The 23,788-nt window shown below is 71.9% G+C and carries 17 protein-coding genes and 1 tRNA gene; 2 read left to right on the top strand and 16 right to left on the bottom strand.

What is annotated here, in order from left to right; genetic code table 11:
* Nucleotides 1-359 precede the first annotated feature (359 nt).
* The 5 genes from ACZ6W9_RS04470 to ACZ6W9_RS04450 all read right to left on the bottom strand — a co-directional run bounded on the left by ACZ6W9_RS04470 (nt 360) and on the right by ACZ6W9_RS04450 (nt 5,178).
* Nucleotides 360-1,400, bottom strand: coding sequence for an RDD family protein (locus tag ACZ6W9_RS04470; protein WP_389961287.1), 1,041 nt, complete (start codon nt 1,398-1,400; stop codon nt 360-362).
* Between the two features lie 118 nt (nt 1,401-1,518).
* Nucleotides 1,519-1,595, bottom strand: a tRNA-Thr gene (locus ACZ6W9_RS04465).
* A 248-nt stretch (nt 1,596-1,843) separates the two neighbouring features.
* A complete protein-coding gene (locus ACZ6W9_RS04460) occupies nt 1,844-2,188 on the bottom strand; it encodes a hypothetical protein (protein ID WP_362932777.1) in 345 nt (114 codons plus the stop codon).
* 258 nt (nt 2,189-2,446) lie between these two features.
* Entirely contained in the window at nt 2,447-3,541 is a 1,095-nt protein-coding gene (locus tag ACZ6W9_RS04455; RefSeq protein ID WP_470116721.1) for an NBR1-Ig-like domain-containing protein, read from the bottom strand.
* A gap of 131 nt (nt 3,542-3,672) precedes the next feature.
* Nucleotides 3,673-5,178, bottom strand: coding sequence for an alpha/beta hydrolase (locus ACZ6W9_RS04450; protein WP_389961291.1), 1,506 nt, complete (start codon nt 5,176-5,178; stop codon nt 3,673-3,675).
* A 494-nt stretch (nt 5,179-5,672) separates the two neighbouring features.
* Here ACZ6W9_RS04450 and ACZ6W9_RS04445 point away from each other — a divergent pair, with 494 nt between their 5' ends.
* Entirely contained in the window at nt 5,673-6,950 is a 1,278-nt protein-coding gene (locus tag ACZ6W9_RS04445; protein ID WP_362932770.1) for a DUF4407 domain-containing protein, read from the top strand.
* A gap of 70 nt (nt 6,951-7,020) precedes the next feature.
* Here ACZ6W9_RS04445 and ACZ6W9_RS04440 read toward each other — a convergent pair whose 3' ends face one another.
* The 10 genes from ACZ6W9_RS04440 to topA all read right to left on the bottom strand — a co-directional run bounded on the left by ACZ6W9_RS04440 (nt 7,021) and on the right by topA (nt 20,824).
* On the bottom strand, nt 7,021-7,797 hold the full coding sequence (locus ACZ6W9_RS04440; protein WP_362932768.1) for a class I SAM-dependent methyltransferase: 777 nt from the start codon (nt 7,795-7,797) through the stop codon (nt 7,021-7,023).
* A 69-nt stretch (nt 7,798-7,866) separates the two neighbouring features.
* Nucleotides 7,867-8,715: a PSP1 domain-containing protein gene (locus ACZ6W9_RS04435; RefSeq protein WP_389961297.1), complete on the bottom strand. Its 849-nt coding sequence runs from the start codon at nt 8,713-8,715 to the stop codon at nt 7,867-7,869.
* Nucleotides 8,716-8,868: 153 nt separating this feature from the next.
* Nucleotides 8,869-9,552: a permease-like cell division protein FtsX gene (locus ACZ6W9_RS04430; protein ID WP_389961299.1), complete on the bottom strand. Its 684-nt coding sequence runs from the start codon at nt 9,550-9,552 to the stop codon at nt 8,869-8,871.
* Nucleotides 9,549-10,103: a SigE family RNA polymerase sigma factor gene (locus tag ACZ6W9_RS04425; protein ID WP_470116720.1), complete on the bottom strand. Its 555-nt coding sequence runs from the start codon at nt 10,101-10,103 to the stop codon at nt 9,549-9,551. Before ACZ6W9_RS04425 ends, ACZ6W9_RS04430 begins: the two co-directional genes overlap by 4 nt.
* Before the next feature lie 111 nt (nt 10,104-10,214).
* Complete coding sequence (locus ACZ6W9_RS04420; protein WP_389961301.1) at nt 10,215-11,369, bottom strand: glycosyltransferase family 4 protein; 1,155 nt, start codon at nt 11,367-11,369, stop codon at nt 10,215-10,217.
* Complete coding sequence (locus ACZ6W9_RS04415; protein WP_389961303.1) at nt 11,366-12,109, bottom strand: hypothetical protein; 744 nt, start codon at nt 12,107-12,109, stop codon at nt 11,366-11,368. The genes ACZ6W9_RS04420 and ACZ6W9_RS04415 overlap by 4 nt, the downstream gene beginning before the upstream one ends.
* 780 nt (nt 12,110-12,889) lie before the next feature.
* A complete protein-coding gene (locus ACZ6W9_RS04410) occupies nt 12,890-14,071 on the bottom strand; it encodes a DNA polymerase III subunit delta' (RefSeq protein ID WP_389961305.1) in 1,182 nt (393 codons plus the stop codon).
* A 21-nt stretch (nt 14,072-14,092) separates the two neighbouring features.
* Nucleotides 14,093-16,186, bottom strand: coding sequence for a dTMP kinase (gene tmk, locus ACZ6W9_RS04405; RefSeq protein WP_470116719.1), 2,094 nt, complete (start codon nt 16,184-16,186; stop codon nt 14,093-14,095).
* Nucleotides 16,187-16,453: 267 nt separating this feature from the next.
* On the bottom strand, nt 16,454-17,800 hold the full coding sequence (locus ACZ6W9_RS04400; RefSeq protein WP_470116718.1) for a metallophosphoesterase: 1,347 nt from the start codon (nt 17,798-17,800) through the stop codon (nt 16,454-16,456).
* 360 nt (nt 17,801-18,160) lie between these two features.
* Nucleotides 18,161-20,824, bottom strand: coding sequence for a type I DNA topoisomerase (gene topA, locus ACZ6W9_RS04395; RefSeq protein ID WP_389961310.1), 2,664 nt, complete (start codon nt 20,822-20,824; stop codon nt 18,161-18,163).
* Between the two features lie 157 nt (nt 20,825-20,981).
* Here topA and ACZ6W9_RS04390 point away from each other — a divergent pair, with 157 nt between their 5' ends.
* Nucleotides 20,982-21,167, top strand: coding sequence for a DUF5703 family protein (locus tag ACZ6W9_RS04390; protein WP_362932750.1), 186 nt, complete (start codon nt 20,982-20,984; stop codon nt 21,165-21,167).
* 203 nt (nt 21,168-21,370) lie between these two features.
* Here the strand turns inward: ACZ6W9_RS04390 and ACZ6W9_RS04385 are convergent, their stop codons facing one another.
* Nucleotides 21,371-23,632: a chaplin family protein gene (locus ACZ6W9_RS04385; RefSeq protein WP_389961313.1), complete on the bottom strand. Its 2,262-nt coding sequence runs from the start codon at nt 23,630-23,632 to the stop codon at nt 21,371-21,373.
* Nucleotides 23,633-23,788: the final 156 nt, after the last annotated feature.

The raw sequence follows: 23,788 nt of genomic DNA, 5'->3' as shown, positions 1-23,788 counted from the left end.
CGTCGGCCGGCCGGGACGGCGCGGCGGTGACCGAACCGGTCCGCGGGAAGCGGGAAGCAGGTGCGGCCCCGTACCCCGGGAGAGCGCACATGGCCGGAGGTCGGACCCTCAGGAGATGAGATCAGAGGGTCTGAACGCCCAGAAGCCCCCCGCGATCCCGCGGAGGGCTTCTGGCCTGGAGCCGCCTTCGGGCTTCGAACCCGAGGTCCCTTCATCACGAGTTGGCACACGATCGTTCGGGAGCGTCCACCGCCGTCTTCCGGTCCTGGCCGGACAGGCTCTGTGAGGACTGTCGGTTCATGGCCGTCCAAACCTGCGGTCGGCATCCGCGTCAGCAAGGTCACGCAGATGATGTCGGGTCAGGTCTGAGGCTGAGCGTCCTTCACCCGGTCGCGCACCACCGCGGCGCCCAGCCAGCGGTCATGAAGAACCCGGCCTTCGGGATCGAAGAGCGTCCACAGCCCGACCGCGAGGAGACACCACAGCCCGACGTCGGGAACGAAGACGAGAAGGGGGAAGACCAGCGTGCGGAGCGCAGCTCTGCCCGCACCCAGCCGTCTGCCCGTCCGCGCGGCGACGACGCGAAGGCCCAGCAGTCGCTTTCCGAGCGTCCGCCCCCACAGAGCATGCTGCATCCAGACATAGAGGAACACTCCAGCCAGGACAGCCAGCTCCGCGGATCTCGGGTTGCTCCGGAACACGTACGCGTCGGCCCGCTCCAGAAGCCCGGCTCCCATATGGGCTTTGAAGCCCATGCCGATCAAGGGCCAGGCCGCCCCCACGACGACGCTGAGGAACAGGACAACGATCAAATAATCGGCCAGGGCCGCCACCGGTCGCCGCCACACCGTCCCGGCCTGCGACTCACCCGGCTCGTCCGCGGTGACGGACCGCACCGTCCGCGACGCGGCGAACACCAGCGCCGCGGCCACCAGAAGACACAGCTGGTTGATCCCCCACCCATCGGCCACCCCTGTGAACCAGTCGGCGCTGAACAGCGGGGTGTCATCACAGCCTCTCCGATCGCTGTGCAACGAGGCGAGAGGTTCGATGACCGCGATCAGGACGAGGAGCCCCGCGACCCGCCGGCCCGTCAACCCGGGTTCCCTGTGGCCCAGACACGCGAGGAGGCCGATAAGGATCACGAGGGCCGGAAACGCCCAGCCCTCCGTGATCTCCATGACCGCTTCGAGATCACGGCGCAGCGGAGCAAGCGGCGACAGCGTCGCTCCACCGTTGTACAGGCACACGAGCCCGTAGATGTCGTTTTCATGGGTCCGAGTGAGCTCTTCGAGCTCGAGCCGCTCAGACCGCAGCTCCCAGGTCGGGAAGGCGGCGATGGCGGCAGCCGTCACCCACGCCGACAGCGCTGGCCACGATAGCCGGGACAACTGCGGCAAGGTGATCCTTTCGCTCTGGGAGCGACACCTTACCGATGCGGCAGACATACGGTGACCGGGCCTGGCACCACAGTATTAGCAAGAGGCCCCCACCGGATACCGGTGAGGGCCTCTGACCTGGAGCCGCCTTCGGGATTCGAACCCGAGACCCCTTCATTACGAGTGAAGTGCTCTGGCCGACTGAGCTAAGGCGGCATGTCACGCAGGGATCGCATGACCTTTGACAGTCTACAGGTTTCGCGGAGCTCTCGCGCCCGCCGATTCGGCCGGCTCTCACGCGTCGTCGACACCGTCCGGGCCGGTTCGGCACGGATGGCGGATCCGCCGGCCGCGCCGGTCCGGCGCGGGGGGTGGGCCCGCGGCGGACCGGCGCGGTGTCCGGGTGCGGTGGGAGGCATCCGGACGCCGCCGCGACAGGCATGTGTCGCGAGAACCGGGGGGAATCAGCCGATCTGGAAGTAGGGGTTACGAGCCTTGAAGGTGCACTCGCCCACGAACTTGACCGTCTTGCCGGGCTTAATGCTCTTCCACCCGGTGTGGTACTGCTTCGAACCGTTGCCGATCGCGTTGACGCACCAGTAGACCAGGCGCGCCTTGCCGGTCTTGTTCCCCTTGTTCTTGCACTTGCCCCAGACGGTGGTGTTGCCGGTCCCGGGGGAGTTGCAGGACACCTTCGCGGCCCTGGCGGTGGACGCGCCGGTCTCCGCGGCCTGGGCGGTGCCGCCGAGCGGCACCAGCACGGAAATGACACCCGCCGCGACGGCCAGCGAACGGATCTTCTTGGTCATGACAGATTCTCCTTCGTGGTCGGATGACGACGTCTGCGATCCGGAGGCGCTCGATCTCACACGACCGGTGGAACGGCCGGGAACACGGCGGGAAGCACGGCCGGGAGCACGCTCCGGGTCACGTCGCACGGCATCCCGGAAACCTTGGGGTCCGGGATGCCGACCATCGTGGCACGCGATCCGCCGCCCACGGGAAGGATCTTTGTCCAATTCGGCCCCGCCACCGGACCGTGGACATTGGACAAAAGAAGCCGCAGGTCAGGAGCCCTCCACCTGGACATCCAGGAAGATCGGCCGCTTGGCCGGAAACAGCGCCCGCCCCTGCGCGTCGACCACCTTCCAGTAGATCCGGCAGTTTCCCGGCTCCTCCGGGGCCCGCACCCGCACCGCGATGTCCACGCTCTGCCCGGGAGCCGTGAACGGCATGTCCACCGTCTCCGGGGTCCGGCACGGCCCGGAGTTGATCCGCACCAGGCGTCTCCCCTTCCAGGGGATCCGCCCGGTGTTCCGTATCCGCCACACCTTCCTGAAGTAGGAGCCCCGCCGTACCGTCGAGCCGTCCGGATAGGTGATGTCGCCCATGAACGCGGAGTCGTCCCCGGCGATCGCGCCCTCCGTCGGGACCATGGTCGGCGGCGCGGCCGGTGCCGAGGTCGGAACCGGCGGAGGGTCGCCGTCGCCGCCGTTCGTCGCCGGCCGGGAGACCACCAGGTCGATCACGAAGGCGACGGCGGCGACGGCCGCGGCGACGGTGAGCGCGGCCACGACCCGGATGACACGGCCGCGCCGCGCGAGCCTCGGCGAACGCGTGGACGCGGCCGGAGCCGCCGCGTTCATCACGTCCTCCGCGTCCCCCATATCCCTCGTGTCCTCCGCGAACCCGTCGTCCGCCCCCCTCACGGATCCGCCGTCCGCCCTCACGAGCCCGTCAGCCGTCTCCGCGCCGGCCGCGTCATCGGCGGCGCCGTCATCGGTGGCATCGGCGCCGGAACCGCCGGTGCCGCCGGCTTCATCGGAGTCGGCATCCCGTGCGCGCTCCCAGAGTTCCCGCCACTCGCGTTCGGTCTCTCCGGGGTCGCGTCCCAGCCGGTCGACCGCGAGGACCCGCACGAACTCCCAGGTCGTCTCCCAGCTCGGCAGCTTCCGCCCCTGTACGGCGCTGGCCAGCGACGACTTCGAAGCCGCCGTCCCGAGCCGGGCGGACATCTCCGCGTAGGAGGGGTCGCCCGCCTCCCGCCTCAGCCGCCAGAGCCGGTCGGCGAACGCCCCCGCCGCGCCCGCACCGGGATCCGGTCGCCTCGCCTGCCGCCCTCGCCGCTTCCCCCGGCCCTGATTCCGTTCCTCCGGCTTCACGCTCCACCCCGTTCACCGCCGACCATCCGCACCCATACTCGCCGACGCGGCTGCGGCCGCCCCGGCGGGGAATGCCTCCAGAGCACTACAGCAGATCACCGCCGACCGGTTGAGGGCGGGCGCTCCCGCGTTCAGCCGATCCGCGGGCAGCGCGTCCCGTCCCGGGGGACCTTCAGGTCGATCAGGTAGTCGTCCACCAGACGGTCGACGCAGGACGAGCCGGTCAGGTAGGCGGTGTGCCCGTCACCGTCGAAGCCGACCAGCACGCCCGAGGAGAGCTCGTCGGCCAGTGCCCTGGCCCATTCGTACGGTGTGGCCGGGTCGCGCTCGGTGCCGATGACCATGATGGGGGCGGCGCCGGGGGCGTCGGTCCGGTCCAGGGGTTTCCCCTTGACCGGCCAGTAGGCGCAGGGCAGCGACCCCCACGTGACGTAGCGGCCGAACAGCGGCGCCTTCTCCGCCGCCCGGTCCGCCGCCCTGGCGAACGCGGCCGGACCGGCGGGGTAGCGGGCGTCGACGCAGTTGACGGCCATGTTGGCCTCGGTCTGGTTGGAGTAGTCGCCGTCCTCCTTGCGGTCGATCAGCAGATCGGCCATGCGCAGCAGCAGGCTCCCGTCACCCCTGCGCGCCTCGCCCAGCGCCTGGCGGAGCACCGGCCACGCCTGCCGGTCGTAGAGGGGGGTGATCAGGCCCAGTACGGCCCACGCCTCGTTGACCTGGCGGTCGTCGCCGTTCCGGTTCGCGAGCGGATGCCGGTCGGCGCGGTGCAGCAGGTCGGCGACCTCCCGCCGGGCGGACTCCGCCGTACCGGTGAACGGGCAGTCGTCGGCGGTGAGGCAGTCGGCCAGGAAGGCGTCGAGGGCGACCTCGAAGCCGTGGGCCTGGGCGGCGCTCATCGCCATCGGGGACAGCGAGGTGTCCACGGCGCCGTCCAGCACCAGGGCGCGGACCCGGGTGGGGAACAGGTCGGCGTAGACCGCGCCGAGCTGCGTGCCGTACGACTTGCCGAGGTAGGTGAGGCGGCTGTCGCCGAGTACCGCGCGCAGGCGGTCCATGTCGCGGGCCGCGTCGGCCGTGCCGACGTGCGGCAGGAGCCGTCCCGACCTGGCCCGGCAGCCGGCCGCGAACTTCCGCGAGCCCTCCTCCAGGGCCGCGACCTCGGCCGGGGAGTCGGGCGAGGCGTCCAGGCCGGTGTAGGCGTCGAGGTCGCCCGACGACAGGCACCGTACGGGTGAGGAACCGCCGACCCCGCGCGGGTCGAATCCCACCACGTCGAACCGGGCGCGGACCGCGTCGCTCAGCACGGAGCGCGCGCTGCGGGCGTACTCGACGCCCGAGGCGCCCGGACCGCCGGGGTTGACGAGGATCGAGCCGATGCGGCGGCCGGTGGCGGGGAGCCGGATCACACTGATCTCGATGCGCTCGCCGCCCGGCTTTCCGTAGTCCAGCGGCACGGGCAGCTTCGCGCACTCGAAGCCGTCGCCGCAGTCGTTCCACGCGAGGCCGGTGTCCGGCCTGGTCGTCCCGGCGCAGCCGGTGGCGAGGACGGCCAGCGCCGTGAGGACCGCGACGACGGCGGTGGCGGCGCGGGAGGCGGCTGGAACCTCGAAGGGCGGGCGCCCGGCGCGTCTACGCACTGCTTCGTCCTCCAGAACTGGGACGCCGGGTCACCCGGCGAGCCGCGCCCGCCCTCGGGGAAGGAGGATCGCCGCGCCGCGTCCGCACCCGCCCGGACGGGCGGCGAGGACCACGCTAACCCGCCCGCGACGCCATGGAACACCCGCCCGCGCACCCGCCTTCCGGACCACCCCTTGAGAGGGCGCCGTACGGCGGGCCGGGCGGAGCCCACCACGGCGACGAACGCGGCGCCGTACGGCGGGTATCCCGGCCGATCCCCTGTTTGTCGAGCGATGAGGCGCTTGTTCGGCCCAAAGTAAGGTTTTCCCCAGCCACGCGGGTCACCCTGGGCCGATAACGATGACCGTGGTACGAACATGAACTAATGCATTCTGAGCCTCATTCTTCATAACCGGCGGGACACATTCCCCCTGACGCGGAGCGTCCCGCCCGTCACCCCATCCGGGTGACTCCGACCAGGCAGCGGCGGCGCGCGGGAAACCGGAAAGAGTCCATGGGAAGCAGCCATTTCACACGCCCCCTCGCCACTCCGGGCGGTTCGAGGGCCGCGGAAGAGGTGGTCCCCGGACGGCGCGGCCTGGGCCGGCGGCTGCGGACGCTGGCGGGTGTGGACGAGGGCGTCCTGAGCCAGATACCGCTGGAGCGGACCCGTTACGTCGGCCTCGGCGGCGTGGTCCTGGGAACCGCGGTCGTCGCCGGGATCTCGATGTGGTTCGCGCTGAGCCAGGTCCTGGGCGGCGCCCACGTCGCCATGCTCATCCCCGTCGTGGTGTGGGCGCTCATCGTGCTCAACCTCGACCGCTGGCTCGTCTCGACCGTCACCGGCACCTGGCGGGCCAGGCTGATGCTGCTGGTCCCGCGACTGCTCGTCGCCGTGGTGCTGGGCTTCATCATCGCCGAGCCCCTGGTCCTGCGGGTCTTCGAGACGGCCGTGGTCCAGCACGTGATCAGTGGCCGCGAGGCCGCGCTGGTCGCGGAGCGCGCCCGGCTGCTGGAGTGCAACTCGCGGGTGCCCGGCAGGACGCCCGGCCGCCGGGACTGCGCGAACGCCAGGCTTCTGACCTCGACGGCCGACGCCGACCTCACCCGGCTGAGCAACCTGGAGCGCGACGCCGACACGTTGCGGACGCAGGTCGCCGCCGACCGGAAGCGGTACGACAGGCTGGTGGACCAGGCGACGGCCGAGTGCGCCGGGGAAAGCGGTGAGGGCCTGAGCGGCAGGAAGGGCATGGGACCGCTCTGCAGGCGTCTCGACGCCGCCGCCAAGCGATTCATGGACCGCAGCGGGCTGGCGGAGAACCAGAAGAAGCTCCAGAAACTGGAGGGCCGGGTGTCGGCCCTGCGCGGCCCGCTCGCCGAGCGGCAGTCCGACTTCGAGCGGCGGCTGGACGCGCGCGTCGGGGAGCGGCTGGCCGCGATGCCCGGCAAGGACGACCCCGTCGGCCTGCTGGAGCGCATGCGGGCGCTGCACGAGGTCACCGCGGCGAACGTCTATCTCAGGCAGGCGACGTGGCTGCTCCGTCTCTTCCTGATCCTCGTCGACTGCCTGCCGGTCCTCGTCAAGATCATGAGTGGGACGACCGCCTACGACCGCATGGTGGACCGGACGAACCAGGCTCAGGAGACGGTCTACAACAGGCGTGTCCGGCTCGACACCGAGGCGCGCCTGGAGGAGCTGGAGCTGCGCGCGCGACGCGGCGCGGACCGGCGCCGCCGGGAGCACCGCGCACTGGACGCCGTCGCCGGCACCCGCGCCGGACTCCTCCCCTGACCCCTGCGGCCTTCGGGCTCCATGCCGGGTCCCGGGGTCGACCGGCCGGCTCGGCTCGGTGGGACGTGCCTCAGGCCGGAAGGGGCTTTCGGGCCTCGATGAGGAAGCGGGTCGCGTACGCGACGAAGGGCCCCTCGTCCTGGATGCGGTCGTGGAGCCGCCGGAGCTCGGCGCGGTAGCGGTCGACGGAGAAGCCGGGGACGATCCAGATCACCTTGCGGAGGAAGTAGATCACCGCGCCGACGTCGTGGAAGACGGTGAGCAGCCGCTCCGGCCGGAGGTCGAGCACCGTGAGGCCGGCGTCCTCGGCGCGGGCCCGGGTCAGTTCGTGATCGCGGGCGGTGTCGCGCGGCTGCGGCCCCAGGAAGAACTCCGTCAGCTCCACGACGCTCCGCGGACCGACCTGCTGGGAGAAGTACGTCCCGCCGGGCCGGAGCACGCGGGCGATCTCCTCCCACCAGGTGGTCACCGGGTGGCGGCTCGTCACCAGGTCGAAGGCGCCGTCCCGGAACGGGAGCCTCGGCTCGTCGTCGTCGGCGACGACCGCGACCCCGCGCGGGCGCAGCCTCGCCGCGGCGCGGGCGATGTTCGGCGGCCAGGACTCGGTGGCGACCGTCACGGCGGGCAGCCGCGGAACGCCCGCGAGCACCTCGCCCCCACCGGTCTGGAGGTCCAGCGCGGCGTCGGCGCGCGCCATGCGCCCGGCCATCAGCCGCGAATATCCCCAGGAAGGCCGTTCCTCGGTCGCCCGGCCGTCCAGCCAGGAGAAGTCCCAGCCGTCGACCGAGACCGACTCGGCCTCCGCCACCAGATCGTCGAACGACCGCTTCGCCGCCTCCGCAACCATGGTTCGAGGCTGACAGGCTTCCGGGCGGATCGTCCAGCGGATTTCCCGCGCCGGCTTTCGGGACGCGCCTCAGCCGCCGGAGCCCGGCTCCGCCGCCGTGCCGTACATCGCGTCGTGCTGTTTGCGAGGTGAGCAGACCGAGGCCGACGGGCAGGCGCAGCGGCGGCCGCCCTCGTCCAGGCGGACCGTCACCGAGTCGGAGGGGACGTTGCGCCCGACGACGGTGCCCGTCCCCTCGGGGGTGTCCACCTTCGACCCGACCCGGGGCATCGTGCGGTTGGCCTCCATGTAGAGGGGGTGCTCGTACTTCAGGCAGCACATCAGCCGCCCGCACGCCCCCGCGATCCGCATCGGGTTGACCGGGAGGCCCTGGTCCTTGGCCATCCGCACCGAGACGGGCTCGAAGTCCTTCAGGAAGGTCGCGCAGCACAGGTCGCGGCCGCACGGGCCGATGCCGCCCTGCAGGCGGGCCTCGTCGCGCGGGCCGATCTGCCGCAGCTCGACCCGGGCGCGCAGGTTGCGGGCCAGGTCGCGGACGAGGGCGCGGAAGTCGACGCGGTGCGGGGCGGAGAAGTAGACGGTGTAGACGTTGTCGGCGTCGAGGTAGTCGACGCCGACGACCTTCATCGGCAGGGCGTGCCGCTTGATGAGCCGTTTGGAGACGCTCCTGACCTCGGCGCGCCGCCTTCTGTTGTTCTCGTCGCGCGCCAGATGCTCCTCGCCGGCGATGCCCGCGCACACCGGCAGGTCGCCGATCTCCTCGCTGGTCCACTGCGGAGCCCACACGCATTCGGCCACCTCGGGCCCGGCGTCGGTCGGCACGAGCACCTTGTCGCCGATCTTGGGGCTGTGCTCGCCGGGGTCGAGGTAGTAAAGACGGCCGTAGCGGGTGAAACTCACCGCCATGATCATGCTCATGTGGCTCCAAACGGCAGGGGGTACGGCTGGCGCCCACTCACGCCACCCTACGCGCCGCACCGCCGCCGCGGACCCCCGGATCCCCCGCGCCGCCGGTCTCGCCAGCGGCTTGGGGGCGCGGGCCGTACTCCTCCGTTCAGCCGGGACGGACGATCACCCACCGCCCAGAGGAGGGGAGTCCGGGAAGAAGCACTGCTGCGGACCGTCCGACCACGGAAGCCTGCTCTTGATCGCCTCCCACCGGGAGGTCCTCCTGAGAAGGCAGGGCTGGTCGATGGCATTGGACACTCCGGGCATTTCCCCCGCGGCCCTGGCCACGGCTCCGGAGTCCGCGTCCTCCCTGATCCCGACCCGGAAGGACTCCGGCATGTCCTCGGGGCGGATCGCGTCGATGAGCGCGGTGTCGTTCGTGTTCTGCCGCCGGAAGTTCTCCCACGCCTTCTGCTGATCCTCGAAGATGACGCCCTCCACCTCGGGCCGGCCCGCCAGCGTCCGGCGCAGTTCCTCCCGCTCCGCCTCGGTGATCCCCTTGCCCCCGCAGGAGGGGAACGGGTCCTGCCTCTTGCACAGGAAGACCGAGACCTCGGCCCTCCCCCACGGCCCGGCGCCGCCCGCGGCCATGGCCAGGACGACGTCATCCCCCGGCTGGGAAACGGGAGCGGCGAGGTTCGTGACGCCGACGGCGACGGCCGCGACGGCCAGCGCGGCGGCGCTCACCCGCAGCGGGAGCCGCGTGCGCCGGCGGGCGGGAACGACCAGCGGGGGGACGTCGGTGACGGTGTCGCCGGCAGCGGACAGGGCGCCTCGCAGGCGCTCCTCGGTGGTCTTCATGGTCATGACTCCTCCCCAAGCGTCCGGGCGAGGGCGGCCAGCCCGCGCGCGATGGTGGACCGGGCCGTACCGGCTCGGATGTCCATGACATCCGCGATCTCCTGGTCGGGCAGGTCGAGGTAGTAGCGCAGGATCAACGCCTCGCGCTGCCGCTTCGGCAGCCCGAGCAGCGCCGTCAGGACCTCGCGGCGCTCCTCGCCGAGCAGCGCCGCGTGCTCGGCCGACCAGACGGGCGGCTCGTACGGCACGGCCCGCCGGAACGCCACCGCCCGGCGCCGCAGCACGGAACGGGCCCCGTTGAGCACCGCCGAACGGACGTAGGTCAGCGCGCGCCCGGGGTCGCGCAGGCGGCGCCGTCCCGCGTGCGTCCGGGCGAACGCCTCCTGCACCACGTCCTCCGCCGTGGCCTGGTCACCCACCATGAGCAGGGCCAGCCTCACCAGGCCGAGGTGGTGTTCGGCGAACAGTCCCGCGATGTCGACACGGTCCCTCGCCAGGCGCTCCGCGTGCGGAGAGGCCTCGATCTTCGGTTCAGGGGTCGTCCCCGAGAATGACACGATCACATCACAGAGACGCCGGACCGAGCCGTCTGCTGCTCGGTCCGGCGCACGTTCTCCGGCGTTCTTCCCGGCGGGTCCCCGGCGGACCGCCCGCCGTACGGCTCCGTGTCACCCGGTGAGCTCGGCGAAGGCCCGCTCCCAGCGTTCGGCGACCACGGACATGTCGTAGCGCGCGGCCGTCTCCAGCGCGTTGCGGGCCATGCGGTGCCGGCCCTCCTCGTCGTCGATCATCCGGAGCAGCCCCTCGGCCAGCGCGTCGACGTCGTCGGGCGGGACGAGCAGGCCGTCGTGACCGGAGGTGATGATCTCACGCGGTCCCCTCGGGCAGTCGAAGCTGACCACCGGCACCCCGCAGGAGAACGCCTCGATGATGGTCATGCCGAAGCCCTCGAACCGGGAGCTGACCGCGTGAATCGACGCCTTGGCGAGCTCTCCCTCGATGTCCTCGGTCGGCCCCATGAACGTGACGTTGTTGTGCAGGCGCAGCTTGACCGACTGCCGGACCAGCTTGTCGCCGGAGCGGCCCTCGCCGTAGATCCGCAGCTTCCAGTCGGGCCGTTTCTGGACGACCTGGGCGAACGCCTTCAGCAGCCGGTCGTAGCCCTTGACCGGAACCAGCCGCCCAGCGGCCAGCACGATCCTGTTCTCCTGCCGGGAGCGGGGCCGCGGCGCGGCGGGCAGGCCGTTGCCGATGGTGATCACCCGTGTCCGGCCTTCACCAAGCATGTCGCGGTAGTCCCGTTCGTCGGCCTCGGTGAGGGTGACGACCGCGTCCAGGCTGGGGTACCACTCCCGGATCTCCTGGAAGATGCCGGGTCTGTGCGCCTCGAAGTGCAGGTGCTCCTGGGCGATGGTGACGACCTTCCGGCGCGCGAACCTGGCGGCCATGATGTTCAGCCCGGCCCGGGTGGTGACCAGCACGTCGGTGCGGAGCCGGCGCAGCTCGCGCCTGAGCACGTCGTCGCTCCAGGCGGTGAAGGAGGCGTAGGCGCGCTCCTCCGGGTGGATCAGCTCGCTCTCCTGTCCGCTCAGCCGTTCCGCCCGTTTCGTGTACGGCCAGCGGACCCTGGCCCCCTCCCGCAGGTCCACCAGCGAGCGCAGCCGCACCCGCGGGCCGAGCCGCAGGAAGGGCCGGTCGGCGTGCTGGAAGACGCTGATCACCTCGACGTCGTGACGGAGGGACAGCTCGGTGGCGAGGTCGAAGGTGGCGCGGATGGTCCCGCCCATGCCGTAGGCGTTGAGGATCAGGAAGGAGATCTTCACGCTTCCTCCTCCTCGATGGTCAGGGCCACGGCCAGGCTGTCGGTGTCGGTGTAGTACGGCCGCACCCGCACCCGTTCCACGTGCTGGGCGGGGAAGCGCACCTTGGTCTTCTTGTCGGTGACGTCGTCGAGGCGGGCCGCCAGCGGCAGCCGCGCCCCGCCGGCCTCGGCGTACAGGTCCCAGAAGGTCCGGCGCCGGCTCTGTCCCTCGGCCATCGGCTCGATCCGGACGCTTCCCTCGAAGCTCCGGCCGTGGAACGCTCCCGGACCGGAGACCGGCTCGGCCCCCTTCCTCGGCACGGCCACCAGCCGGGCCGGGCCCTCGACCGGCTCACCGTAGGCGATCACGCCCGTCACCCCGACCACGCCGTCGTCGGAGACGACACCGGTCACCTCGACGTACGGCAGGACCTCCCTGACGGCCAGCGCGAGCGTGCCGACCGAGGTGCGGAAGGCGCGGACCTCCCGTTCGCGGGGCATGGCGGCGTAGTCCATCAGGCCGTCCAGCGAGAAGCCCGGATCGTCGGTGGCGATGGGCTCCCCCCGGTACGACGCCACCCAGATGCCCGGCGCCAGCCCTGCCAGGACGGTGCCGGCACGCTCCTCACCGGTCTCCGCGTGCCGCAGGACGATGTCCCCGTCCTCCGCCGCGGACCGTCCGCCGTCCGGGCCCGGCCACTCGACCCTCAGGACGTCGTCGCCGTCCACCCTGCCGGTGACGGCCCTCCTGACTCCGGCCAAGGCCGCTCCGCCCCGTGTTCCCGTACCCACTGAGGAACCCCCGTCTTGCCCGCTCACCCCGTAGAGCACGCATAGAGATTAAAATGACAACAAGTCTGTATAAATTCGCTGGGAATTCTAACGATCCATGCTTCCCCTTCGAGGGGATTCGACGCGAAAAAATGCCGTCGAACAGTACGGCGCCGCGAACCGGTCCCCTGCCTGCGCGGAACCCCGAAGCCCGGATGCGGAATCCCGAAGCCCGGATGCGGCACCCGGACCACCAGGCCGCACACCGTGGAGCCGCACACCGCCGCGCCGCACACCGCGGGGCGGCGCCGTGCCGCCGGGCGTCTCGCGTCGAGGCCGGGTGCTCCCCACGGCACGGCACGCGCCGGCCGCGGCCCCGGTTTCCCGGGGCGGGAAGCCCGGAAAGTCATGCTGCATACCCTTAAAGACTCATAAACCATCCATAACGTTGCACGTCCCGGCGAACTTGAAACGGACGTCACCCGGCCACACGATCAGCCCCAGCCGCTGACCTGCGAAAACGATGACGAGACCGCCTGAATCACAGCGAAACCGTCTCAGCTCGAAAATAACGAGCAAGCCCGACATAGATAGAAAAACCGGAAATATGGTCAAAAACGGAGAGACGCTCCTGAGACGACCGCCGGGCGGCGGGATCGGCGACCGAACCGGAGACCCGGGACCGGCACCCGGATGGGGGCGGGGGTAGGGATCAGGACCCCGCTCCGGTCCCGAGCCGGGATCAGGATCCGGTTCGAGACCCGGACCGGATCAGGGAACGGGACGGCGCAGCGAGAGGGTCATCGCCTCGACCGCCATCTGCGGGTTGACGTTGGCCGCCAGCCGCTCCCGGCACAACATGATCGCGTCGATCCTGCGCAGGGTGTCCTCGGGGGCGGCGGAGCGAGCCTGGCCCTCCAGGTCGGCGCGGCGGTCGTCGTTGGCCAGCTCGACGGGGGCGCCCAGCTGCAACGCCAGCACGTCGCGGTAGAACACCACCAGGTCGAGCAGGGCCGTGTCGATGACGTCGCGCTTGGTCCGGGTGGCCCGGGACTTCTGCCGGTCCTCCAGATCCTTGAGCGCCCCGGCGCCGCCGCGGATCAGGCCCCTGTTGAGCCCCTTGCCCGAGGAGCCCTCGCCGTAGGCCTTGCGCAGCTCGGCGGTCTCCGACTCGTTCAGCGCCGAGGTCACAGCGGCGGCCTCCTCCTCGGCCGTCTTGACCAGCCGCTCCGCGGCCGTCACGCACTCTCCCACGCCGGTGAGCGAGGCGGGGATGGACAGCACCGCCTCGCGGCGCCCGCGCGCCTCGGCGTCCAGGGCCAGCCTGCGGGCCCGGTCGATCTGCCCCTGGGCGGCCCTGGCCGCGAACTCCGCCGTCGCCGGCGGCACGTTCTCGCGGGTGACCAGCATGTGGGCGACGGCGGCGGTGGGCGGGGTGACGAGCGTGACCACCCGGCAGCGGGACCTGATAGTGATCATCATGTCGTCCGGGGAGGGCGCGCACAGCAGCCAGACCGTCCGCGGCGGCGGCTCCTCGATCGCCTTGAGCAGGGCGTTGGAGGCGCCCTCGGTGGCACGGTCGGCGTCCTCGAACAGCACGACCCGCCAGCGGCCCAGCGTCGGGGCGCCGGCCGCGCGGAGGATGAGCCGGCGAGTGTCCTTGATCCCGTAGGAGAGCCCCTGCGGGCGGACCACCTCCAGATCCGGATGGGAGCCGACGGCCACCTGGTGGCACATGTCGCAGTGGCCGCACCCCTGGTCGGGGCAGAACAGCGCGGCGGCGAACGCCCGCGCGGCCTCCTCCTTGCCGGACCCGGCCGGACCGGTGAACAGCCAGGCGTGGGTCATGCCCGCCCCGCGGCCTCCGGTCAGGACCTCGGCCGCCGAAGCGGCGACCCTGCGGAGCGTCTCGACCGCCCGCTCCTGGCCCACCAGGTCATCGAAGACTCCCACCCGGACAACCTACCGCCGGGGTCAGTCGTGGATGACCGGGATGGTGCTCGTGGCGTCCTCCGCCTCGCGGGGAACCGGGTCGGGCAGGATCTCACGCACCCGGTCGTGCACGATCTCGGAGATCATCCTCTGGTCGAGGGTGCCGTCGACGACGAGGTAGCGGTCCGGGTGGGCGGCGGCCAGCGCGCGGAACTCGCGGCGCACCCGCTCGTGGAACTCCAGAGGCTCCGACTCGATCCGGTCGGCGGCCCCGCCGAGCCGGGTCAGCCCGATGGACGGCGGGGTGTCGATGAGCACGGTCAGGTCGGGGACCAGCCCGCCGGTGGCCCACTCGTTGACCCTCGCCACGTCCTCCTGCTTCAGGGACCGCCCGGCGCCCTGGTAGGCGAGCGAGGAGTCGACGTAGCGGTCGCAGACGACCATCGACCCCCGGTAGAGGGCCGGGCGGATGACCTTCTCGACGTGCTCGGCGCGGTCCGCCGCGTACAGCAGCGCCTCGGAGCGGGCCGACAGCCCCTGGTGCACGGCGTCCAGCAGGATCGCCCGCAGCCGCATGCCGACCTTGGTGGAACCGGGCTCGCGAGTCTGCACGACGTCGTAGCCCTGGTCGCGCAGCCAGATCGCCAGCAGCCGGGACTGGGTGGTCTTGCCCGAGCCCTCGCCGCCCTCGAACGCGACGAACATCCCGCGCGGCTGCTCGTGGGCCCCGGAGGCCTCGGGGACGAACCGCTCGCCGCGCACCGCCGCCAGCAGGTCGGTCAGGATCGGGACGCCCCTGCGGTCGTCCATCTGGCGCAGCGCGAGGAACCCGACGACCGTCGCGAGCAGCCCGCCGACCAGCAGCACCAGGTTGGAGCCGTCGAACTGGTACACCGTCTCGCCGCGCACCCGGACCACGTGCCTGCCGAACAGGCCGGCCAGGGTGGGCGCCACCGCGACCACCAGCAGCAGGGTGACCCGGGCGAGCGACTGCAGGAACGAGAACGTACGGCCCCGCAGGCCGTCCTCCACGTCCATCCCGATCATGGTGTAGCCGATGATCCAGGCGGTTCCGGCGCACGCCCCGAGGACCACGGTGAGCAGCACCACGATCACCAGGTTGTGGACGACCGCGATCGCGGCGAGCACCAGCCCCGCGACGACGATCGACAGCCCGAACAGCCTCGGCCGCGACAACTCGCGCAGCAGCCTGGGCCCGAAGAACATGCCGCCGGCCATGCCGAGGAAGACCGCGCCGAACACCACGCCGTAGGCGGCGTCGCCGCCGCCCAGCGCCCCCACGTATATCTTGGCCACGCCGACCACCGCGCCGCCGGCCGCGAACGCGCCCAGCATGCCGATGATCAGCCCCCGGATGGCCCGGTTGCCGCCGACGAACCGCCAGCCCTCGACGATCTGCCGCAGCACCGACGGCGTGGAGATCACGATGTCCCCGGAGGGGACCTTCCGGATCTCCTTGAGCGTGAAGACGATGACGGCCGACACCAGGTAGGCGACGGCGTTGATGAACAGCGCCAGGTAGGTGTCACGGCCGGAGAAGTACGGGATGAACCGGCCCAGCGCGTCGTCGGCGACCGACAGCACCGCGAACAGCAGTGCGGCGACCGGGGCGGTGCCGTACGTGACCAGGAGGTTGAGCTGGTTGGCCGACTCCAGCCGGTCCTTGGGCACCAGGTTGGGGACCGTGGCGTCCTTGGCCGGGACCCAGAAGAGGTTGACGCACTCGACGAGGAGGGTGGCGATGAGCACCCACTGGTAGTTGCCGACCGAGGTGAGCGACAGCACCAGCGGGATCGACAGGATCAGCGCGAACCTGAGCAGGTCGCAGGTGAACATCGTCAGGCGGCGGTCGAACCGGTCGGCGAACGCGCCCGCGACGGGACCGAGCAGGACCGCCGGCAGCATCTTCGCGACGAACACGCCGCCGATGGCCAGGCTCTGCGTGGTGTACCCCTGCCCGGCGGTGAGGTTTCCCGCCAGGGCGGTCAGCGCGATGATGTTGAGCCAGTCTCCCAGGCTGCACACCGACATCGCCGTCCACAGCTTTCGGAACGGCGTGTGGGCAAGCACATGAGGCGGCTTGCGTCGTGCGGTGCTCGGGCCAGGGGTGGTCATGGTCCCAGCGTATCGAGGCGCCCGCCTGGCTGGGGCGAACACCGGTCGAGCCGATATGCCCATCTGAGCGATGAGCCGGGCGATACGCACCATTCGTCCGCCGCGGTCGCTTTCGTCCCGCGCAGCGTGACCGTTCTCGTCCCGCCCGCCGCGCCCGCTTTCATCGTGCCTGCCGCGACCGCTCCCGCTCCACCCGCTTCCACTCCGCCCGCCGCGACCGCTTTCGTCCCGCCTGGCATGACCGCTTTCGCCCGTCCGGCGGCCCGTTCAGGCGCGGAGCTCCAGCAGCGTGATCTCCGGCGGCGCTCCCACCCGGACCGGCGGCCCCCAGAAGCCCGCGCCCCGGGTGACGTACACCCGGGTGCCGCCCACCTGGCCGAACCCGGAGACGATCGGCTGCTGGAGGGAGACGAGCAGGTTGAAGGGCGCCATCTGCCCGCCGTGGGTGTGACCGGACAGCTGGAGGTCGACGCCGTACCGGGCCGCCTCGGTCGCCTGGACCGGCTGGTGGGCCAGCAGGATCGTGGAACGGGAGCGGTCCCGGCCGCCCAGCGCGCGCTCGAAGTCCGGGCCGCCGGACGCGCCGGACGCCGGGCCGCCGGAGACGTCGTTGACCCCCGCGAGGTCCAGTACGGCCCCCGCGTGGGCGATCTCGACGCGCTCGTTCTGCAGCGGCCGGACGCCGAGCTGCCGGAGCTCCTCGATCCACTCGCCGGGGCCGTTCGCGGTGTAGTACTCGTGGTTGCCGGTGACGAAGTAGGAGCCGTAACGGGATTCGAGGCTCCGCAACGGCCTGGCCTGCGGGCCGAGCTCGGCCACCGTCCCGTCGACCAGATCGCCGACGATGGCGACCACGTCGGCCTCCAGCGAGTTGATCATGCGGACGATGCGTTCGGTGTGCCCGACCCCTGTGAGCGGTCCGAGATGGATGTCACTGACCACGGCCAGACGCAGCCCGCTCAACCGCGGGTCGAGCCGGGGCAGCCCGACCCCGGCGGTCTCGATCACCGGGTCGCCGAGCGCGGTGCGGACGCCGCCTCCGACGGCGGCCAGCGCGCCCACCCCGGCGACGGCGGCGACGGTACGGCCGATGAAGAGCCTCCGCCCCACCGGCGCCCCGCCCGGACCGCGAGCCCCGGCCGCGTCCCCCTCGGCATCCGGAACGCCCGCCGCGCCGGGCTCCCGCGCCGCGCCCGGGTGGCCTGACGCGTCCCGAGCGTCCCGAACGTCCGCGGACCCCGTGGACCCCGCGGCCGCGGACCCCGTGCTCGCCGGTACGGCCACGCGCTCCGGCTCCCGCTCCGGCTCCGGCGCTCTCCGCCCGGCCCGCCGTACGGTCAGCAGCGCCAGCGCCCGCGGGATCTCCAGCACCACCAGGAAGACGAACAGGTAGAACATCACGGCGAGCCAGAGGTAGCCCGGCCAGGCCAGCAGGTGGCCCCACGACAGCCGTTCACCGGCGCGCATCACGATGATGAGGGCGGCCAGACCCAGCAGCACCGCGGTGAGTGCGACGCGTGCCCGCCCGGGGGTCGTGGTGTCCCTGACCAGACGGCGCCACAGGTAGTAGTGGACCAGCACGACCACCGTCACGATCACCGCTATGAAACCCACGCCCGCCACCGCTCGCCCTCCGCGCCCGCCGCGCCGCCGTACTCCGCCGTGCCCGCACCGGGTCACATCGTCCCGGCAGCGCCCGCCGTGCCCACGCCGGGCCGCACCGTGACCGGCACGCCCGGCGGGCCCGCGCCGTACCGCACCGCGACCCGGGCGGCCATCGCGTTCGCACCGGATCGCGCCGCGGCTCGGCGCGCCCGGCGTGCTTTCGAGAACGCCGGGCGCGGGCGGCGCGTTCCCGCTTACCTGAGAACCCCCTCAGGTAAGCGGCGACCCCCGATGCGGCGGAACTCGGTGAGCGAGGGCGCGGAGAGCCCCCTCAGGTACGCGGCGGCCCCGGTGGCGCGACCCAGGCCGTCAGGTCTTGGTCTTGGCCTTCGGGCGGGCGGCGGGGCGCTTCTTCGGCGCCGGGCCCCGGGCACGGCGGTCCGCCAGCAACTCGGCGGCCCGCTCGGTGGTGATCTGCTCGACCTCGTCGCCCTTGCGCAGCGAGGCGTTCGTCTCGCCGTCGGTCACGTAGGGGCCGAACCGCCCCTCCTTGACCACGATCGGCTTGCCGGAGACCGGGTCCGCGCCGAGCTCGCGCAGCGGCGGCGCGGCGGCGGCGCGGCGCCCCCTGGTCTTCGGCTGGGCGAACAGCTCCTTGGCCTGCTCGATGGTGACCGTGAACAGGTCGTCCTCCGACGTCAGCGACCGCGAGTCGGAGCCCTTCTTCAGGTAGGGCCCGAACTTGCCGTTGTGCGCCCTCACCTCCTCGCCGTCCAGCTCACCGACGAGTCTGGGCAGCGTCAGCAGGCGCAGGGCGTCGTCGAGGGTGACGGTGTCGAGGGACATCGTCTTGAACAGCGACTCGATGCGCGGCTTGGGAGCGTCGGCCTTCTTCGTCCGCTTCTTCGCGCCCTCGGCCGGGGGCTCCTCGGGGAGGATCTCCGTCACGTACGGTCCGAACCGGCCGTCCTTGGCCACGATCGGGTGGCCGGTGACCGGGTCCCGGCCCAGCTCGCGGACGCCGGTCGGGCGGGAGAAGAACTCCTCGGCCATCTCGGCGGTGAGCTCGTCGGGCGCCAGGTCCTCCGGCACGTTCACCCGGACGCCGTCGCGGTCCAGGTAGGGACCGTATCGGCCCACCCGGATCATGATGTCGGTGCCGGAGATCGGGAAGGAGCTGATCTCCCTGGCGTCGATCTCACCGAGGTCGGTGACCAGCTCCTTGAGCCCCTCGTCGCCCTCGCCGCCGTCGCCGTAGTAGAAGCGGCGCAGCTCCGGCACCCGCTCCGCCCGGTCGTTGGCGATGTCGTCGAGGACCTTCTCCATGTCGGCCGTGAAGTCGTAGTCGACGAGGTGACCGAAGTGCCGCTCCAGCAGGTTGACCACGGCGAACGCCAGGAAGGACGGCACCAGCGCCGTGCCCTTCTTGAACACGTAGCCGCGGTCCAGGATCGTTCCGATGATCGACGCGTAGGTCGAGGGCCGGCCGATCTCCCGGTCCTCCAGCTCCTTGACGAGCGTGGCCTCGGTGTACCGCGCCGGCGGCTTGGTGGCGTGCGTCAGGGCCTTGAGCTCGGCCACGGTGAGACGGTCGCCCTCGGTGAGGTTGGGCAGGCGCCGCTCGGCGTCGTCGCGGGCGGCGGCCGGGTCGTCGGCGCCCTCGACGTAGGCCTTGAGGAAGCCGTGGAAGGTGATCGTCCGGCCGGAGGCGCTGAACTCCACCCGCTCGCCCGCGCTGGACGTGCCGCCCACCTTGACGGTGACCGACTCGCCGACCGCGTCCTTCATCTGCGAGGCGACGGTCCGCTGCCAGATCAGCTCGTACAGCCGGAACATGTCACCGGTCAGCCCGGTCTCGCCCGGCGTGCGGAACACCTCGCCGGAGGGGCGGATCGCCTCGTGCGCCTCCTGAGCGTTCTTGACCTTGCTGGTGTAGACGCGAGGCTTGTCGGGGACGTAGGCGGCGCCGTACAGGTTGATCGCCTGGTTGCGCGCCGCGGCCACGGCCGTCTCCGACAGCGTGATGCTGTCGGTGCGCATGTAGGTGATGAAGCCGTTCTCGTACAGGCGCTGGGCGATCTGCATGGTCGACTTCGCCGAGAAGCCCAGCTTGCGGCTGGCCTCCTGCTGCAGCGTCGTCGTCCGGAACGGCGCGTACGGCTTGCGGGTGTACGGCTTGCGCTCGACGGACCCGACCCGGTAGGCGGCGCCGTCCAGCCGCGCGGCCAGGGCGCGGGCGGCGGCCTCGTCCAGGTGGACCACGCCGGCGCTCTTGAGCGTGCCGTTGGATGCGAAGTCACGCCCCTGGGCGACGCGCTTGCCGTCCACGCCGGTCAGCGTGGCGGTGAACTCGTTCGGCGACTCGTCGCGGCCGGTGCCGAACAGCGCCTGCAGGTCCCAGTAGGTCGCGCTGGTGAAGGCCAGGCGCTCGCGCTCGCGCTCGACGACCAGCCGGGTCGCCACGGACTGCACCCGCCCGGCGGACAGGCGGGGCTTGACCTTCTTCCACAGGACGGGGCTGACCTCGTAACCGTAGAGGCGGTCGAGGATGCGCCGGGTCTCCTGGGCGTCGACCAGCCGGAGGTTCAGCGTCCTGGGGTTGGCCACGGCCTCCTGGATCGCCCGCGGAGTGATCTCGTGGAACACCATGCGGTGCACAGGGACCTTGGGGTTGAGCACCTCGCGGAGATGCCAGGCGATCGCCTCGCCCTCCCGGTCCTCGTCGGTGGCGAGGTAGAGCTCGTCGGCGTCCTTGAGCAGCTGCTTGAGCTTGCTGACCTGGGCCTTCTTATCCGGGTTGACCACGTAGAGTGGTTCGAACTCATGCTCCACGTTGACGCCCAGGCGGGCCCACGACTTGCCCTTGTACTTCTCAGGGATGTCATCGGCCTTCTCGGGGAGGTCGCGAATATGCCCGATGCTGGACTCCACGACGTAGCCGCGGCCGAGGTACCCGGCGATGGTCTTCGCCTTGGAAGGCGACTCGACGATCACCAGGCGGGTTCCGCCGGCGTTGCCGTTCTTGGCTGGCACGCTGCTTCCTACCTCGCTGTTCGCATTCGTTCCCCGTTCACTTCCCCTCGGGTTACCCGATCCAGATCGGGCGCACTCCCAAGGAGAGCCGCAAGGACGCACAATAAAGCCCTATGAGTGCTGACGTCCCCCAGCCCATCCTCGGAGACTAATCGCTGTGCTCGACTACTCCTACTTGGTTCTCCACCTTCCGCGCGGTACGACCCGGGACACGGCCCGCCAGATCCTGACCGAACACGCAGAATACGGCGGCTGGGAGCTCGACCGCCTGAGACTGTATCCCGACGGCCGCAGGGACGTCCGGCTGCGTCGCAAGATCATACGTGCGACCAGGACGATGTGACCGGCCGCGGCCCGCGAAGGCCGTGGACGGACATGGCTCTGCCCGCCCCGGGCCGCGCCCCCGGAACGGGCAGAGCACTGCCGCTCCGCCCGGCGACCGGAACCCGGGCCACCTGGGCCCGCGGTCCCTCTCACCGGCGGCGGAGCGCCTGCGCGTCTCCCCCGGTGGCTCCGAGGGGACATGACCAAAGAGTTACTGATGTATTACCTGTCGGCTCGACCGAGCCGGAAGCGGCGGGTGGCCGCGAACAGGGTGGCGGAGAGGGCGGCCATGGCGCCGACCAGAAGGGCGGCCAGCGCGCCGGAGTTCATGCCGGCCACGCCCGCCGGTCGGGCGGCGCTCATCAGGCCGAGGTCGCCGACGGGCAGCGTACGGCCGACCGGCGCGGAGGTGACCTCACCCGGAGCGGAGGTGACCGCGCCCGGAGCACCGGCCTTGCGGCCCGGGTGCTGGGCGACCTCGCGACCCGTGTTCAGCTCGGACCCGCGTCCCGCGTTCAGGCCGGTCCCGCGGCCCGGACGCGCGGCCCCGCGGGCGCCCGGCAGGACCGGGATCTCCGGCAGGAGCGCGGTACGGCCCGCCCGGCCGGCGGTCGGCATCGCGACGGCCGCGGAGCGCCCCGGCCCGCCGGCGTGGGAGCCGCCCAGGCAGCCTGCGGCGGCGTCACCGAGGACGGCGACCGCGTTGCCGCAGATGTTGATCGGAGCGGTGATCGGGGCCACGACCTGGTTGCCGCCCAGCACGGACCCGCGCCCGGAGGTCACATTGCCCCCCGCGCCCCCGGCCCCACCGGAACCGTGGACGGACGCACCACCCTGACACCCCGACACCGCCCTGCCCACGACCGCGACGGAGTTGCCGCACACGTTGACCGGAGCGGTGATCGGCGCGACCACCTGGTTACCACCTGCCACACTGTGATCACCGTTCGTACGGTTGCCACCCGCACCACCGCCACCACCGCCCGTGACGGAGGAGCCGCCCTGGCATCCGGCGAAGGCCCTGCCGATGACGGCGATCGCGTTGCCGCACACGTTGACCGGAGCGGTGATCGGGGCGACCACCTGGTTGCCGCCCAGCACGGACCCGCGCCCGGAGGTCACGTTGCCCCCCGCGCCCCCGGTGCCGCGGTCCCCACCGGAGCCGGGGACGGACACCCCTCCCGGGCAACCGGCCGTGGCGTTGCCGACGGCGTTGCCGCAGGTCTCGATCGGAGCGGTGATCGGCGCGACCACCTGGTTGCCGCCGCCGACGCCGGACCGGCCATCGGTGTGGTCACCGCCGGAACCCGGACGCGGACCGGAGCCGCCGTCACCGCCCGGAAGCCCCGGCTCACCGGGACGCCCAGGACCACCCGGCTGACCGGGGCCGCCAGGGCGACCCGGACCACCGGGCTGACCCGGACCGCCCGGCTGACCCGGACCGCCAGGGTGACCGGGACCATCGGGCTGACCCGGACCACCGGGACGGCCGTGCCCGCCCGGCTTACCGGGACCGTCATGCTCACCCGGGTAACCAGGCTTGCCGTGGCCGCCAGGCTTACCTGGACCACCGTGCCCACCCGGGTAACCGGGCTTGCCCGGACCGCCGGGGTGACCGGGACCACCGGGCTGACCCGGACCGCCCGGCTGACCCGGACCGCCCGGCTGACCCGGACCACCGGGCTGACCCGGACCACCGGGCTGACCCGGGTGACCGGGACCACCGGGACGGCCGGGTCCGCCGCCCACCTCGGCGCCGCCGGCACAACCGGCGAAGGCTCCGCCGAGGACGGCGACCGCGTTGCCGCAGATGTTGATCGGAGCGGTGATCGGGGCCACGACCTGGTTGCCGCCCAGCACGGACCCGCGCCCGGAGGTCACATTGCCCCCCGCGCCCCCGGCCCCACCGGAACCGTGGACGGACGCACCACCCTGACACCCCGACACCGCCCTGCCCACGACCGCGACGGAGTTGCCGCACACGTTGACCGGAGCGGTGATCGGCGCGACCACCTGGTTACCACCTGCCACACTGTGATCACCGTTCGTACGGTTGCCACCCGCACCACCGCCACCACCGTGCGAGACCGACGCGCCGCCCCGGCAGCCGGCCTCGGAGCGGCCGAACAGGGAGAGCGCGTTGCCGCAGGCGTCGACCGGCGCGGTGATCGGGGCGTTGACCTGGTTACCGCCCAGGACGCTGCCCCTGCCGGACGTCTCGCCGGGGACGCCGCCGGAACCGGAACCCGGGGTGCCCGCGGTGCCGGCGGACGCACCGCCCATGGAGCCCGCCCGGGACTTCCCGGCGACCGCGGCGGCGTTGCCGCTGATGTCGATCGGCAGGGTGATCGGGAGGTTGACCTGGTTGCCGCCGCCGATCGAGTGGTCGCCGGAGGTGTCCGCGAAGGCCGTACCGCTGCCGAGTGTCATGACACCCAGCGCGAGCAGTGCCGCGGGGGTCGAGCCCTTAACCCACGTACGCATGTTTGATGCTCCTTGCGGTTGTTCGGGGGGAATACCTGACGTCTCGTGGCGGGCATGCGAGGCCGCGCGAGAACCTGACGGGAACGCGTGCAGCGGAAAGCCCCGACGGCCGTCACGAGGAACTGGAGATCGCCGGTCATCCGGCGTGCGGAGCGA

It is taken from the genome of Streptosporangium sp. NPDC053982, assembly GCF_055585205.1.
The sequence above is the reverse complement of the archived record's forward strand: the minus strand, read 5'-3'. Positions and strand labels throughout refer to the sequence as shown.